This window comes from Saccharothrix sp. S26 (assembly GCF_021390395.1).
Lineage (GTDB): Bacteria > Actinomycetota > Actinomycetes > Mycobacteriales > Pseudonocardiaceae > Actinosynnema.
In genome coordinates this window covers 92,865-107,555 of sequence record NZ_JAJUWT010000029.1, presented here as the reverse complement: position 1 = coordinate 107,555, position 14,691 = coordinate 92,865, and the positions used below count along the sequence as shown (strand labels likewise).

The 14,691-nt window shown below is 72.4% G+C and carries 14 protein-coding genes; 3 read left to right on the top strand and 11 right to left on the bottom strand.

Annotated elements, in window-relative coordinates; translation table 11 throughout:
• Window positions 1–36: 36 nt before the first annotated feature.
• Together panB and pip are read left to right on the top strand one after the other, a co-directional pair.
• Complete coding sequence (gene panB / locus LZG04_RS36990) at window positions 37–891, top strand: 3-methyl-2-oxobutanoate hydroxymethyltransferase (protein ID WP_233826147.1); 855 nt, start codon at window positions 37–39, stop codon at window positions 889–891.
• 96 nt (window positions 892–987) lie between these two features.
• The gene (gene pip, locus LZG04_RS36985; RefSeq protein ID WP_233826146.1) at window positions 988–1,932 is read left to right on the top strand and encodes a prolyl aminopeptidase; all 945 of its coding nucleotides are present in this window, start codon (window positions 988–990) and stop codon (window positions 1,930–1,932) included.
• 116 nt (window positions 1,933–2,048) lie between these two features.
• Here the strand turns inward: pip and LZG04_RS36980 are convergent, their stop codons facing one another.
• From LZG04_RS36980 to LZG04_RS36970, 3 genes are read right to left on the bottom strand one after another with little or no spacing between them, the layout of a single operon-like run.
• Complete coding sequence (locus LZG04_RS36980) at window positions 2,049–2,798, bottom strand: helical backbone metal receptor (RefSeq protein WP_233826144.1); 750 nt, start codon at window positions 2,796–2,798, stop codon at window positions 2,049–2,051.
• Window positions 2,798–3,466 carry an NADPH-dependent F420 reductase gene (gene npdG, locus LZG04_RS36975; protein ID WP_233826142.1) on the bottom strand — a complete coding sequence of 223 codons (669 nt, stop codon included), beginning with the start codon at window positions 3,464–3,466 and terminating at the stop codon, window positions 2,798–2,800. Before npdG ends, LZG04_RS36980 begins: the two co-directional genes overlap by 1 nt.
• 52 nt (window positions 3,467–3,518) lie before the next feature.
• Window positions 3,519–4,448: a TetR/AcrR family transcriptional regulator C-terminal domain-containing protein gene (locus tag LZG04_RS36970; protein WP_233826140.1), complete on the bottom strand. Its 930-nt coding sequence runs from the start codon at window positions 4,446–4,448 to the stop codon at window positions 3,519–3,521.
• A gap of 120 nt (window positions 4,449–4,568) precedes the next feature.
• On the opposite strand from LZG04_RS36970, the gene LZG04_RS36965 reads away from it, so the two are divergent.
• Complete coding sequence (locus LZG04_RS36965) at window positions 4,569–5,684, top strand: FAD-dependent monooxygenase (RefSeq protein WP_233826138.1); 1,116 nt, start codon at window positions 4,569–4,571, stop codon at window positions 5,682–5,684.
• 3 nt (window positions 5,685–5,687) lie between these two features.
• Here LZG04_RS36965 and LZG04_RS36960 read toward each other — a convergent pair whose 3' ends face one another.
• The 8 genes from LZG04_RS36960 to LZG04_RS36925 are packed head-to-tail and all read right to left on the bottom strand — an operon-like array spanning window position 5,688 to window position 14,691.
• Entirely contained in the window at window positions 5,688–7,094 is a 1,407-nt protein-coding gene (locus LZG04_RS36960; protein WP_233826136.1) for an RNB domain-containing ribonuclease, read from the bottom strand.
• A gap of 21 nt (window positions 7,095–7,115) precedes the next feature.
• The gene (locus tag LZG04_RS36955; RefSeq protein WP_233826134.1) at window positions 7,116–7,304 is read right to left on the bottom strand and encodes a hypothetical protein; all 189 of its coding nucleotides are present in this window, start codon (window positions 7,302–7,304) and stop codon (window positions 7,116–7,118) included.
• A 37-nt stretch (window positions 7,305–7,341) separates the two neighbouring features.
• Window positions 7,342–7,860, bottom strand: a complete 519-nt coding sequence (locus LZG04_RS36950; RefSeq protein WP_233826132.1) for a hypothetical protein — start codon at window positions 7,858–7,860, stop codon at window positions 7,342–7,344.
• A gap of 12 nt (window positions 7,861–7,872) precedes the next feature.
• Window positions 7,873–8,874 (bottom strand): C40 family peptidase, encoded by a 1,002-nt coding sequence (locus tag LZG04_RS36945; protein WP_233826131.1) that lies wholly within the window; start codon window positions 8,872–8,874, stop codon window positions 7,873–7,875.
• A gap of 1 nt (window position 8,875) precedes the next feature.
• Window positions 8,876–9,481 (bottom strand): hypothetical protein, encoded by a 606-nt coding sequence (locus LZG04_RS36940; RefSeq protein WP_233826130.1) that lies wholly within the window; start codon window positions 9,479–9,481, stop codon window positions 8,876–8,878.
• Window positions 9,481–11,382, bottom strand: a complete 1,902-nt coding sequence (locus tag LZG04_RS36935; protein WP_233826129.1) for a hypothetical protein — start codon at window positions 11,380–11,382, stop codon at window positions 9,481–9,483. Before LZG04_RS36935 ends, LZG04_RS36940 begins: the two co-directional genes overlap by 1 nt.
• Window positions 11,379–14,195 carry an ATP-binding protein gene (locus LZG04_RS36930; RefSeq protein ID WP_233826128.1) on the bottom strand — a complete coding sequence of 939 codons (2,817 nt, stop codon included), beginning with the start codon at window positions 14,193–14,195 and terminating at the stop codon, window positions 11,379–11,381. Before LZG04_RS36930 ends, LZG04_RS36935 begins: the two co-directional genes overlap by 4 nt.
• Before the next feature lie 25 nt (window positions 14,196–14,220).
• Window positions 14,221–14,691 carry a hypothetical protein gene (locus LZG04_RS36925; RefSeq protein ID WP_233826126.1) on the bottom strand — a complete coding sequence of 157 codons (471 nt, stop codon included), beginning with the start codon at window positions 14,689–14,691 and terminating at the stop codon, window positions 14,221–14,223.

The window sequence follows — 14,691 nt, the reverse complement described above, 5'->3', positions numbered from 1 at the left end:
CGCGACGGAGCAGGCCCCGAGGGAGGACGGTCGACGATGACCTCGACAGAGGTAGCCGCGCCCTACGGCAGCGGGGCGGGCAGCGCCCCCACCGCCAAGAAGGTGCGCATCCACCACCTGCGGGAGCTGAAGGAACGCGGCGAGCCGTGGCCCATGCTCACCGCCTACGACATGTACACCGCGGAGCTGTTCGACGAGGCGGGCATCCCGGTGCTGCTGGTCGGCGACTCCGCGTCCAACAACGTCTACGGCTACGACACCTCGCTGCCGGTGACCGTGGACGAGCTGATCCCGCTGGTCCGGGGCGTGACGCGGTCGGTGAAGCGGGCGCTGGTCGTGGCCGACCTGCCGTTCGGCTCCTACCAGGTGTCGGTGGAGCAGGCGGTGGCGACGGCCGTGCGGTTCATGAAGGAAGGCCGCGCGCACGCGGTGAAGCTCGAAGGCGGGAAGCACTTCGCACCGCACATCGAGGCCATCGTGCGGGCGGGCATCCCGGTCATGGCGCACATCGGGTTCACCCCGCAGAGCGAGCACCAGCTCGGCGGCTACCGAGTGCAGGGCCGCAACGACGCCTTCGACGCGGTGGTCGAGGACGCGCGCGCCGTCGAGGCCGCGGGCGCGTTCGCCGTGGTGCTGGAGATGGTGACCAGCGAGGTCGCCAAGCAGATCACGCACGACCTGGTGATCCCGACCGTCGGCATCGGCGCGGGCCCCGACACCGACGCTCAGGTGCTCGTCTGGCAGGACATGATGGGCCTGCGCCGCGGGCGCGCGCCGCGGTTCGTGAAGCGGTACGCCGACGTGGCCGGCGTGATGAAGTCGGCGGCGGAGCAGTTCGCGGCCGAGGTGAAGGGCCACCAGTTCCCCGGTCCCGAGCACACCTTCCACTGATCCTGTGACGTGTGATCGCCGCGTCGACCCCTCGGGTCGGCGCGGCGACGTGCGTTCGGCGGTGATCCACTCCGCGCCTCGGGCACAGTGGTGCGCATGTACCCCGAGATCGAACCGCACGACCAGGGCCTGCTCGACGTCGGTGACGGCAACCGCGTCTACTGGGAGGTCTGCGGCAACCCCTACGGCAAGCCGGTGGTGTTCCTGCACGGCGGGCCCGGCGGCGGCTGCGCGCCCGTGCACCGCAGGCTGTTCGACCCGGACGCGTACCGGATCGTGCTGGTCGACCAGCGCGGCTGCGGGCGGTCCGTGCCGCACGCGTCCGAGCCGGGCGCAAACCTGTCCGCCAACACGACGTGGCACCTGGTGTCGGACCTGGAGCTGGTCCGCGAGCACCTGGGCGTGGACCGGTGGCAGGTGTTCGGCGGGTCGTGGGGGTCGACGTTGGCGCTGGCTTACGCGCAGACCCACCCCGACCGCGTCACCGAGCTCGTGCTGCGCGGGATCTTCACGTTGCGGCGCAAGGAACTCGACTGGTACTACGGCGGCGGCGCGGGGATGTTGTTCCCGGAGGTGTGGTCACGGGTGGTGGAACGCGTGCCGCCGGGTGCCGACGTGATCGAGACCTACGCCCGGCTGCTGGACGACCCGGACCCGGCCGTGCGCGAACCGGCCGCGGTGGCGTGGAGCGTGTGGGAGGGCTCGACGGTCACCCTGCTCCCCCGGCCCGAGCTGGTGGAGGCGTTCGCGCAACCCCGGTACGCGCTGGCGTTCGCCCGGATCGAGAACCACTACTTCCGGCACGGCGGCTGGCTGGAGGAAGGTCAGCTCCTGCGTGACGCGGGCAAGCTCGCGGGCATCCCAGGCGTGATCGTCCAGGGCCGCTACGACCTGGCCACACCCGCCACCACGGCCTGGGAACTGCACCGGGCGTGGCCGGGCTCGGAGCTCGTGGTCGTGCCGGACGCCGGGCACGCGTTCGACGAGCCCGGCATCCTGCGCGCCCTGCTCGACGCCACCGACCGGTTCAAGGGCGTGTGATCCGACCCACAGGCGGCCCGCCGTGGCCCGGGGCAGGAGCGGTTCGTCGCCGAGCCGCGCCGGGTTCACGCGGACCGGGCGGGAGTTCCACGGTCAGGTGGTCGCCGAGCGGTTCCTCACGCCCTGAGGGCCGCTTCCAAGGCGGCCCGCGCTTCCACCAGCGACGGGCCGTACCACGTCAGGTAGCGGCCCGAGACGTGCACCGGGCGCAGGCCCGGGAAGAACTGCGGGCCGTCGTCCGGGGTGAACAGGTACGGCTCGTCCGGCAGCACGACCAGGTCCGCGTCCTGGAGGTCCTCCAGCTCCGGACGCGGGTAGCGCTCGGCGTGGTCGGCGAAAGCGTTGACCACGCCGAGCCGCAGCAGCACGTCGCCCGCGAACGTGTCGCGGCCCAGCACCACCCACGGCTTGCGCCACACCGGCACGACGGCCCGCGCCCACGGCGGCGTCACGTCCCGCCACAGCCGTTCGGCCTCGACCAGCCAGCCCGGCTCCACGTCCCACGCCGTGCCGAGCAGGCGGCGCAACGAGCCCAGCGCGGCGGGGACGGTGGCGGGCGCGGCCGTGACCCACACCGGGATGCCGTCGGCGCGCAGCCGCTCGACGTCCTCCGGGCGGTTCTCCTCGCTGTTGGCCAGCACGAGGTCCGGCCTCAGCGCCAGCACCCGGTCCACCTTCGGGTACTTCGAGCCGCCCACCCGCGTCACGTCCAGGTCCGGCGGGTGCGTGCAGTAGTCCGTCGCGCCGATCAGCACGGCGTCCTCGACGGTCGCGACGGCCTCGGTGAGCGACGGCACCAGGCTGACCACGCGCCTCGGCGGGCCGGGCAACGGAACCGGCTCGCCGAGGTCGTCGACCGGGAGCATCAGATGTCGGTGATCTTCAGGCCGGCGTGCGCCTTGTACCGGCGGTTGATCGCGATGAGGTTCGCGGTGAACGCCTCCACCTGGTGGGCGTTGCGCAGCCGCCCGCCGTAGACCCCGCGGAACCCGGGGATCGCGTCGGCCAGCGCGCGGACCAGGTCGGTGGCCTCGCGGTCGTCGCCCAGCACCAGCACGTCGTTGTCCACGGACTCGATCGACAGGTCGGCCAGGTTCACCGCCGACACGTGGTGGAACGCGGCCGTGACGCGGGAGTCCGGCAGGAGCGCGGCGGCCTGCTGCGCGGCGCTGCCCTCCGGCACCGGCAGCGCGAACGGGCCCTGCTTGTCGAAGCCCAGCGGGTTCACGCAGTCGATCACGACCTTGCCGCGCAGCGGTTCGCGCAACGACGCCACGGTGTCGGCGTGCCCGTCCCACGGCACGGCGATCAGCACCACGTCCGCCTGCTGGGCGCAGCCCTCGTTGTCCGCGCCGCTGACGTGCCCGACGCCGGCCTGGGACCGCAGCTCCTCGGCCGCGGCCTCGGCGCGCTCGGCGTTGCGGGAACCGATGACGACCTTCAAGCCCGCCTTGGCCCACCGCAGCGCCAAACCCTTGCCCTGCGCACCGGTACCACCCAGGACCCCGACGGTGAGCTCACGAATATCAGTCACCGGGCCATCACATCACAGGTGATCGGGACGGGCCTTCCGATCGGGTGCGCGATCACAGCCGCTCCAGCCGCAGGGCGAGGCCGTCCAGCATCGAGCGCAGGCCCAGCTCGAACAGTTCGTCCAGGTCGAGGTCGTAGCCCTCCGCGGACAGGCTGGTGAGCATCCGCGCGAACGTCGGGTAGCGGCCGGAGCCGACGATCTCCGCCATCGCGGGCGCCTGGGTGTCCATCCACTCGTCCTCGGACAGCCCGGACGCGCCGAGCGCGTGCCGCTCGCGTTCGAGGTGGATCGCGATGCCGTGCACGTGGCTGAAGAACATGACGTGCAGGTCGCACAGGGCGGCGGCGCCGAGGCCGAACCCGTCCAGCGCGGCCAGCGCCCACTCCGCGTGCACGGCCAGGTTCGGCAGCGGCAGCGGCCGGGTGATCGGGCTGAGCTGGGCGAGCCACGGGTGCCGCCGGTACAGCGACCACAGCGTGCGCGCGCACAGCTCCAACCGGGCGCGCCAGCCGTCCGGCGGCCGGGCCGGGTAGCCGCGTTCGCCGAACGCCGCGTCGGCCATCAGCAGGACGAGTTCGTCCTTGCCCGCCACGTGCCGGTAGGGCGACATGGCCGCGACGCCGAGCCGGGCCGCGACACCGCGCATGGTCAGCGCGTCGAGCCCTTCGGCGTCGGCGATCGCGATCGCGGCCCGCACCACCCGTTCCCGGGTCAGCTCCGGCGGTCGGACGTGCGCCGGGCGTGGTCGGGTCGGGCTCGCCCGACGCGGCTCGGCGACCACCGTGCCGGAGCGCGGTTCGGCCCGGACCAGCCCTTCCTGCGCCAGGGCGGCGAGCGCCCTGGCGGCGGTGGCCATCGCCACGCCCCACTCGGCGGCGATCCGGCGGGTGGACGGCACCTTGGCACCCGGCGCCAACTCGCCCCGCGCGATGCGGTCCCGGAGGTCGGCGACGATGGCCGGATAACGCGCTTCGGTCGGCACGTCCACTCCTGTCTGTACTAGGACAGATCGGCCACTGTCCTAGGTCAGTTTTTGCGGTCTTACTGGACTTCTCGGCACTGTGTGCTCAGTAAACGTACAGCGTCTGACGGGGAGAACACCATGCGGAACGTGCTGATCTCGGGCGGCGGGGTCGCCGGCACCGCCCTGGCCCACTGGCTGCGGCGCAACGGCTTCTCGGTCACGGTGGTGGAGCGTGCGCCCGGCCCGCGCAAGGGCGGCCAGGCCGTCGACATCCGCGGCGTCGCGCTCGACGTGGTCGACCGGATGGGCCTCGGCGACCGGGTGCGGGCCGCGCGGACCCGGATGCGCGGGATGTCGATGCTGGACGGCGCGGGCACCGAGCTGTTCCGGTCCGAGGAGCACGTCCTGAGCAGCGGCCGGCTGGACGGCGAGGACGTCGAGCTGCTGCGCGAGGACCTCGTCGCGATGCTGCACGACGTCACCGCCGACCGCGTCGAGCACGTGCACGGCGACTGGATCACGGCGTTGCGGGAAGAGGAGCACGGCGTCCGGGTCGAGCTGGCGCACGGTGGCCACCGCACGTTCGACTTCGTGATCGGCGCGGACGGCGCGCACTCGGCCGTGCGGCGGCTCGCGTTCGGGCCGGAGGAGCGGTTCGGCACGCACCTCGGGCAGTACCTGGCGATCTTCCCGACGGCCAACTTCCTCGGCCTCGACCACTGGCAGGTCTGGTTCCAGGACGCGGCCTCCGGCGCGGGCGGCGCGGTCTACCCGGTGCGCGACAACACCGAGCTGCGGGTCACGTTGGGCTTCACGGCCGAGCCGATCAGCTACGACCACCGTGACGTCGAGCAGCAGAAGCGGATCACCGCCGAGCGGCTGGCGGGCGTCGGCTGGGAGGTGCCGGCCCTGCTCGCCGCCATGGCCGACGCCCCGGACTTCTACTTCGACTCCATGGCCCAGATCCACCTCGACCGCTGGTCGGCGGGGCGGGTCGCGCTGGTCGGCGACGCCGGCTACTGCGCCTCGCCGCTCTCCGGGCAGGGCACCAGCCTCGCCCTGGTCGGCGCGTACGTGCTGGCGGACGAGCTGGGCCGGGCGGGCGAGGACCACGCGGCGGCGTTCGACGCCTACGAGCGCCGGATGCGGCCGTTCGTCGCCCTCAACCAGGCGCTGGCCACCGAGAACCCCGCCGGGCCGCCCGCGGAGGAGTCCGTGGACCGCGCCAAGCACGCCCTCTCGCTCGACGCGTGAACGTCACAGCCGTTCGAAGACCACCTTGCGGCGCTCGGGGTCGGCCTCCACCAGCCGCACCGCGATCCGCTCGCCCTCCGGCAGGTCCTCGCCCGTGCAGCGGCCCATCACCGGCGGCTGGGGCACGAAGACGTCCGCGCCGTTCCCGTCCGCCCGCAGCACGACCGCCTCGAACCGCTGGCCCACCCGGTCGGCCAGCACCCACGCCTCGACCTGGTCCAGGCACGCCCGGTCGACCTTGCCCGCCAGCGCGTCCGAACCACCCATCAGGCCGGGCAGCTGCGGCAACGCCCTGGTCAGCCACTCCGGCACCGCGCGCCCCGCCGTCACGGCCAGGCACACCTCGGTGGCGAACCGGTCCACCAGCCGGCGCAACGGCGCGGTCACGTGCGCGTACGGCGCGGCCAGGCCGGCGTGCGTGGACACCGCGGGCACCTCGCCGTTGAACGCCGTGTAGCCCGCGCCGCGCAGCAGCCGGGTCGCGTCCACGAACAGCGCCAAGGACTCCGGGCGGCTCGGGTCCAGGCCCGCGAGCAGCCGCGACGGCGTGACGCCGTCCGGCCACGGCACGCCCAGCGCGTGCGCGGAGCGCCGCAACACGTCCACCGCGCCGTCGTCCGCGTCGGGCAGCGTGCGCAGCACCCCGACCTTCGCGGCCAGCATGATCTTGGCCGCGGACATGCCCGTGAGCAGGGAGATCTCCGCGTTCCAGGCGTCGACGTCGGCGCGCGGGCGGACCACGAGCTTCCAGTCGCCGTCGCCGTTGGACACGATCTCCTGCTCCGGCAACTGCAACTCCACCGCGCCCCGGTCGGCCGCGCGTTCCCGCCGCAGCCGGCCGAAGTCCGGCAGCGCCTCGATCGACGGGTGGGGCGTGCCCGCGTCGAACTGCGCCTGCACGCCCTCGTAGTCGAACCGCGCGGTCGACCGCACGACCGCGCGCCGCACCCGCACGTCGGTGGGCTCGCCGTCCGGGCCGCACTCGAACGTCCACAGCACCGACGGCCGCGTCTGCCCCGGCAGCAGGCTCGCCGCGCCCTCCGACAGCACCGGCGGGTGCAGCGGCACGTTGCCGTCGGGCAGGTACAGCGTCTGGCCGCGCTTGCGCACCTCGGCGTCCAGCGCGCCGTCGGGCTCGACGAACACGCCCAGGTCGGCGATCGCGTAGTGCACCCGGAAGCCCGACCCGACCCGCTGCACCAGCAGCGCCTGGTCCAGGTCCTTCGCGCCGGGCGGGTCGATCGTGACCAGCGGCAGCCCGGTCGCGTCCTCGCGCCCGTCCAGGCCGATGTCGCGCGACACCGCCGCCCGCGCCTCGGCCAGCGCGGCGGCCGGGAACTGCTCGGGCAGGCCGAACTCGGTCCGGATGCCGCCGAAGTCCAGGTCCGCTCGGCCGGTGCGGATCACCATGGGGTGCACCCTAAGCCGGCCTCAGCGCTTGCCCCACTCCTTATCGGCCTTGTCCTCGGCCTTGGTCCGCTCGCGGGCCAGTTCCAGCGCGCGCTGGGCCGTGGCCTCGTCGGGGTAGGGGCCCATGCGGTCCCCACCCCGGCAGCCCACACCGTGCTCGACCGTCTGGTGGGTCAGGCAGTAGTACCAAGCGTTCGGGTCAGAAGCCATGCGCCCAGGTTTCCATGCGCGCACGCGCATGTCATGTTCACCGCGGCGGCGGCTGCACCGGGAGCGGGCCCGACTGCGGGTAGGTCGGCTGCGGCACCACCGGCGGCTGGGGGAAGCCGCGCGGCGGCGTGTTCTGGTTGGCGTTGGCGAACTCGCCCGGGATCGGGTCGAGCACCGACACCAGCACCGTGCGGTGCTCGGGGTCGGGGATCACCGCGCCGCTGCGGTCGCGGTAGACCAGCTCGCCGTCCACGTCGATCTCGACGATCGCGCCGACCTCGGCCAACTGCTCCTCGTCCAGGTCGACCAGCCGTTCCACCCGGGACGGCACGACCCGGTACACCGGCCAGTTCAGGTGCGCGTACGTGCGGTGGAAGTCGGCGAGCAGGTGCGCCATCTGCTGCTGCCACGGCAGCGGCATCGCCTCGACCAGCGACCGCGGCAGCACCGCGTAGGACTGGTCGGTGCCCGGCGGCCGGGTGTTGAGGTAGTCCCGCGTCGGCGTGCTCGACGCGGGCGGCCCCGCGTGCCGCTGGATCGGTTGGTGGTTGAACACCGTCGCGCCTCCCTACACGCCCGGCCGGACGGCCAGCGGCATCAACTCGTGGTAATCCCAGTTGATCTTGCTGATCTTCACCACGTCGCCGGTCTGCGGCGCGTGGATGTACTCGTCGTTGCCCAGGTACATGCCCACGTGGTGCACGGTGACCGGGTCGGCCGGGTTGGTCGCCCAGAAGATCAGGTCACCGGCCTTGGCCTCGCGCACCGGCAGGTACGCCCCGCCGGACATGTACTGGTCGTTCGCCACCCGGGGGATCTTCACGCCCGCCGCCGCGAACGCCTTGACCAGGATGCCGGAGCAGTCCCACGCGTCCGGGCCGTTGCCGCCCCACAGGTACGGCTCGCCGAGCTGCTGCTTGGTGAACTCGATCGCGGTGCCCGCGGCGTTGGACGCGAGCAGGTAGCCGCCGACGCTCTCGCCGCAGCCGGCCGGGTCGCTGACGTCGCCCTCCTGCGCGATCAAGAACGCCGCCATCGCCTCCCACTTGTGGTACCGGTCGGGGAACGCCGACCGCTCCACGTCCTGGGCCGAGTCACCGGGCCGCTGCTCCTGCCAGTCCGGCAGCTTGAGCAGCACGTCGTAGAACTTGTTGATCGCGTACTCGGGGTCGGTGACCTGGTGGGGCGTGCCCCAGCCCATCGACGGGCGCATCTGGAAGATGCCCAGGGAGTCCCGGTCGCCGTAGTTCAGGCTGCGCAGCCCCGACTCGGTCATGCCCGCCTGGATCGCGACCTGCCACGCCAGCGGCGGCAGTTGGCGCTTGCGGCCGATGGAGATGATGTTGGCGACGGTGGTGCGCTGCTCGTCGGTGAGGCGGTCGGCGTCACCGCGGCCCTTCGCCTCGCCGCCGCCCTCCCACGGGCCGATCGAGGCGTTGCAGCTCGCCATGCGGATGCCGGCGGCTTCCTCCGACGGCGTGTTCTCGTTGAGCACCGTGGAGACACCGTTGGTGACGGTCACGGCGACCACGGCCACCACCGCGACGACCACCAGCCCGATCTTCAGCATGTCACCCCACCTTGTCGAACTCGTGCACGCGCCAGCCCTCGGGAAGCTTCACCACGGTCACGACGAGCCTGCCGTCCTCCAGCTGGGCCTCGAACTCCGCCGAGTCGGTGAACGACTTGATCGGCTTGACCGGCTGGTCGATCACCACGGGCACGTTCGCGGGCTCCACCGACGCCAACCGGGGGAACAGCTCCTCCGAGGTGTGCGGCTTGAGCCCGGCCAGCCACTTCTCCTTGGTCGTCTTGCCCGCCTCGAACGAGCCGAACGCGTCCACCCACATGTCGGCGACCAGCTGCGCGTTGGCGTTGACCGGCGCGGAGGTGGGCGCGGGCGTGGGGCTCGGCGCCTTGGTCGGCAGCGGGCTCGACGTGACGGTGGGCAGCACGCCGACCTGGGTGCCGTTGCCCGCGGTGGCGGCGGTGGACGTGCCACCCGCCGTGCTGCCCGCCGGCCGCGGCTTGATCGCGTTCGGGATGACCACGCTGATCGTGGTGACCACGACGATCACGCCGACGATCGTGGTCACGAGGTGGCGGGGCGAGCGCAACGGCCAGCCCCACAGGCGTCGGTACACGGCCGCGCGGCCGCGATTGGTGCGGATCGGCATCAGCTGTCCCTGACCTCAAGCCCGCGTGACGGCCGGTAGATCACGTGGACCTGCCGTCCCGCCACGACTTCCGTCTCCGCGCGCCGCGGCCCCGGCACGGTGGTCGGCGCGTCCGCGACCCGACCACCGACCCGTGACGGCACCAGCACCGCGTCGTCCAGCCGGTCGTAGTTCCGGTCGGCGATCGGCGGCGCGTCGACCACCCGCGACCGCCCGGACGGCAACGCCGCCGGACCGCCGTGCCCACCGGCGGGCAACGCCACCGCACCGTTCGCCCCGGCCGCCGACCCCAACTCGCCGACGCTGTTGCCCGCCCGGTCCAACCGCTGCGCCGTCGCCGCCACGGGGTTGGCCGCCTCGGGCCGCACCCGCCGCCGGTCCCGCTGCGGCACCTCGACACCGTCCGGGTCGGTCTCGCGCACGGTGTCCCAGAACTCCTCCTGCGGCGAGGGCCCTTCCTTCTTCTTCCGCAACCGCGACAAGATCCCGCCGCGCATGGGCAGCGCGTTGCTGGCCGACCCGACCGACATCTCCACCATCTGCCACATCCGGCGCAGCGGCTTGCCGACCATGAAGCAGACGACGGTGAGCATCAGGCCGAGCAGCGCCTTGGTGAGCAGGGACATCCCGCTCGCGTCGAGGATCGCTTGGAGCAGCAACGCGTGCGTGCCGGCCAGGACGGCGAGCACGAGCACGTTGAACACGGTGACCGCGGCCGCCCGACCGACCTTGCGCAGCAGGTCGTGGTGGATCAGGGCGACCAGGCCGATCAGCGGTCCGGCCAGGGTCAGGATGCGCAGGAGCAACTGCGCCAGCATGACCGCCGCTTTGGCGAACAGCTGGAACAGCGAGAACGCCACCGCCTGCAGCAGGGACAGGAAGCCGGCGCCGGTCCGACCGCCGTCCGCGCCCGTGAAGTAGCCCTTCGCCGAGCCCAGCTGGGTGGCGATGTTCTTGTACTCGGCCTTCTTGGCGTCCAACGCCGCCTGGTCGCCCTCCTTCCCGGCCAGGAGCTCTTCGCGGGACCATGCCTGGGCACCGAGGAGCCTGGGTCCGAACTGCTCGGCCGTGGGACCGTCCGGCCGGCCGAACTCGCCGCGCAGCCAACTCTTGTAGACCACGGTGTCGTGCAGGCGGGTCGGGAGCGTGTGCAAGGAGTTGGCGTCCGCCGAGGCGGCGAAGCCTGCCTGGATCTCGGAGGTCTTCGTGACCAGCGTGTTGTCCATGAAGCTGTAGAACTGCGGCAAGGCGAGGGTTGACGTGGCGAGCCACATGGCGGCCAGTGCCCACAGACCGCGTTTGCTGATGGTCGCCAGGTCGCCACGCCAGATCTGGCGGAACATCAGCACCGCGAGGATCAACGCCACCAGGCCGAACCACCGCAGGTAGACGTTGTCGTAGACGCGCTGCACACCCGCCCGGACGGCGTCGTCGACCGGGGCCAGCAGGCCTTGCCGCATCACCGTGTAGTGCAAGGCGTTCGTCGCGCCGACGATGTTCTTGGACAGGTTGAAGAGCTGGTTGCCCATCCAGGTGTCGAGCACCGCCGCGGAGTCCGGCAGCTTCAGGCAGTTCTCCTGGTAGACGTGCCAGACCATGCCCGCGTAGTTGTACTCCGCGTACGGCGTGCCGGGCAGGCCCTTCGTGACGGGCGGGTCGATCGCGCCGACCATGCCCGTGTCCTGCCACTCCGGGTTCGGGGCTTCGCCGCAGTTGGCGGCTTGCGCCGCGGGCGCGCCGATGACGACCTGGAGGCTGACGATCGCCACGACCACGGCCATCGCCCGCCAGCGCGCGCGACCCGGTCGGCGATGGGGCGTCGCGTGCTCTCGCGCGTGTCTGATACGCCGTCGCGCGTAGAGCGCGACGGCGACCAGCGCCACCAACAGGAGAGTGCTCATGCGCTGCCTTCCCGGCCCGGTCGGCGGTTTCCTCCCTCGCCGTGCGCCGAGTCGACCAGCTCGTCGGTCAGGCCGACTTCCAGGTCGGCGGCCAGTTCGTCGTCGTACTCGTCGGTGTACTGCTCGGCGTAGGCGAACGGGTCCTGCGGTGGGGAGGAGACCTCCACCTCGGTCGACTCCTGGCCGTCGCGAAGGGCGTCCGGGGTCGTGTCGAGGGCGTTGCGCAGGTGCTCCAGGTGCGGCCCGGAGAAGTCGATGCGGATCCGCTCCACGCCGCCCGCGCCGTCGCCGAAGATGAACTGGCGCGGGGCGCGGTCGCGTTCGACGTTGTTGCGCACGCCGCCCGGTCGACGGCCCAGTGACGCCACGACCTGCTCGTAGCCCGCCCCGACCGGGACCTTCAGCAGGCGCAACGCGTCCGCCTGGGCCTGGTCGTCGTCCAGCCGGCCGACGAACACCGAGTCGAGCAGCGTCACGAAGCCCTGGATCTTGAGGAAGTCGGCCGGGATCTGCGAGGACAGCAGCACGCGGACGTTCCACTTGCGCGAGTCGCGGGCGAAGCGGTTCATCAGCACGCGCCCCGTGGGCACCTCCGACAGGAAGAACGCCTCGTCGATCCAGACGCCCTTGCGCAGGTCCTTCGGCCGCTCGTAGATCGACCGCTGGGTCAGCCACGCGGCGAGGTTGAGCATCTCCACGCCGAGCGCTTCGGCGTCCGTCCAGTGCTCCCGGCCCACGCCGTCCTTCGGCAGGTTCAGCCCCGCCATGGTCAGCACGGTCAACCGGTCGTCCCGCGCCTCGTTGTACGGGTCCAGGTCCTGCTCGGGGATGAGCAGCGACATGCGCTCCCGCATCTCGTCCAGGAAGTCCGCCACGACGACCGCGTGCTCGTGGTGCTCCGACGCGTCACGCCGCAACGCCTCGAACACCATGCCGGGGTGCGCGTCGGGCCGGCCGCCGACCGTTCGGACCGCGCGCAGCAGCACGATCCGGGTCTGCGGCAACCGCGACACCTCGTAGGGCAGCAGGCCGGACAGCACGTCGAGCACGAGGCGACGCCGGGTGGCCGCGGCCAGCGCGCGTTCCCGCCGCCACGACCGTTCCGGGTCCTCCTCGTCCATGAAGTGGTCCAGCTGCGGCTCGGCCACCACCCGGTACGGGTTGAGGATGCCCGCCTGCGCGTTGAGCAGGTTGATCGGCCGGGCGTACGGCTTGAGCTCGGGCAGCTCGCACAGCGCCGCCAGCGGCCCGGACGGGTCCAGCAACGTCCAGTGCGCGCCCGCCCGCAACGTCTTGTAGACGATGCCGCCGCCGAGGAACGACTTGCCCGCGCCCAGGCCCGCGACCATCGCGGTCAGGCCGGACGAGTCGCGCAGCTCCTGCGCCATCCACGGGTCCCACGCCACCGGGCGGCGGGTCGCGGTCACCGTCTCGCCCAGCAGGATGCCGCGGCGGTCGCCCACCTCGGCCGTCGCGGTCGGCACCGCGGACGCCGCCCACAGCACCGAACCGCGCCGCAGGTAGGCCGACGACGACAGCGGCTCGCCCGGGATGAACTCCCGCGCGATCGCGTACTGCGCCTCGGGGTGCTCGATGGCGATCTTGGGCTTGTAGAGGTCGAGCAGGCCCTGGGCCAGCCGCAGCGCCTCGCGCTCGGTCGGGCCGGACACCGCGAGCCGCCACCAGCTGCGCACCCGCGTGCCCAGCGCGGTGAAGCCCGACGTCATCTCGTCGTCGATCTCCAGCACCCGTGACGCCTGGCGGGCCAACGACTGCGGCGGGTCCAGCTCGTGCTCGTCGGTGTAGTGGCGGACCTGCGAGCGCACCTTGCTCATCTGCCGCTGCAACTCGCCGGAGACCTCTTCGGGACGCCGCACGTAGATCCGCGCCGACCACTCCACCGCGGCGGGCAGCCGGTCCGAGCGCTGCACCCACGGGTCGTCCTGCTCGGGGATCTGCAAGCCGTGCATCAGGCCCACGGTGAGCACGGCGACGTGCCGCTTGATGCCCGCGTTCGACCCCGTGCGACCGCGCACGGTCACCGTCGGCGCGTAGGGCTCCTGGTGGAAGTCGGCCGCGTCGGTGAAGGACGCGAGGTCCTCCGGCTCCCACGGCGCACCGGGCACGGCGGGCAGGTTGCGCGGCGCGGGCAGGCCCAGCGAGCACGACCGGTGCATCAGCCAGGACATCTCCTCGGCCGTGGCCGGACGCCCTTCCAGACCGGCGGAGCCGATCACCTGGTCGAGGTGGTCGATCTCGGACTCGATGGCGACCAGCTCGGCGTCCACCGCGTCCGGGAAGACCTTGCGCAGCACGGGTGCGGCGCGCTCGACCGCGCGGTCCATCATGTTGCGGGTCTGCACCTGGACGCCGAGGTAGACCTCCTTCTCGGCCATCGACCGGCCCATCAGCTGCTGCTGCTCGCCGACCATGTAGTCGTCGAAGCTCAGCGTGCCGGGGGTGTCGGGCAGCCGGCGCACGGCGTTGTGCACGTGCGCCTCGGCCCACATCCGGATCGGGTACGGCCGCGTCGTCACGCGCAGGTGCATCCAGCGGCCCTGAAGCTCGGCGTACTGGCCCGCGATCGCCGCGATCAGGTCCTGGCGCTGCGAGTCCGACCGGAACGACCAGCGCTGCGGCGCGAGCCGGTACCAGGCGTAGACCTCCTGGCCGGTGCGCAGCAGGTGGCCGTCGATGCTGCGGGCGGCGATCGACGGTGTGTAGCTCGGCACGGACTGCTCGCCCGGCAGGCGGCGCCCGCGCTTGCTGTAGACCTTGCGGTCGTCGCGCGCGGCGGCGGCGTGCTGGGCCACGTGCGCAGCGGATCGTCGGTCACGGTCACGCCGGCGTCCGAACACCGCGCACCTCCTTCTGACGGCGGTCTTGCTGCCTGCGGTGCTGGGATCGGGCGGAGGCGCTCGCGCGTTTCGCCCCCTTGTGACGCTTGCGGGGCCGTTGCGGGGCGACCCGGATCCGCGCGGCGCTGGCCGCGCCGCCCCGACCCGTCGTGGTCTCCCGCGGCGCGGTCAGCTCGCGCACCCACATCGCCAGGACCGACGACAGCGGGCGCTCGTGGCTGATCCGCGCGCAGATGAACCGGGTCAACGCGATCGTGATCACGAAGCCCCAGCCGGTGTTGATGAAGTCGAAACCGAAGCCGACCTGGCGCTGGACAGCGGTGACCAGCAGGAAGACCACGATGCCGACACCCCAGGCGACGTACCGCGCACGCCAGGGGAAGGTTGCTCTGGGCGGGCCGAGCCAGACGGCGTCGACCCGGTAGACCTCGTCGTCAGTGCGTACCCGCAA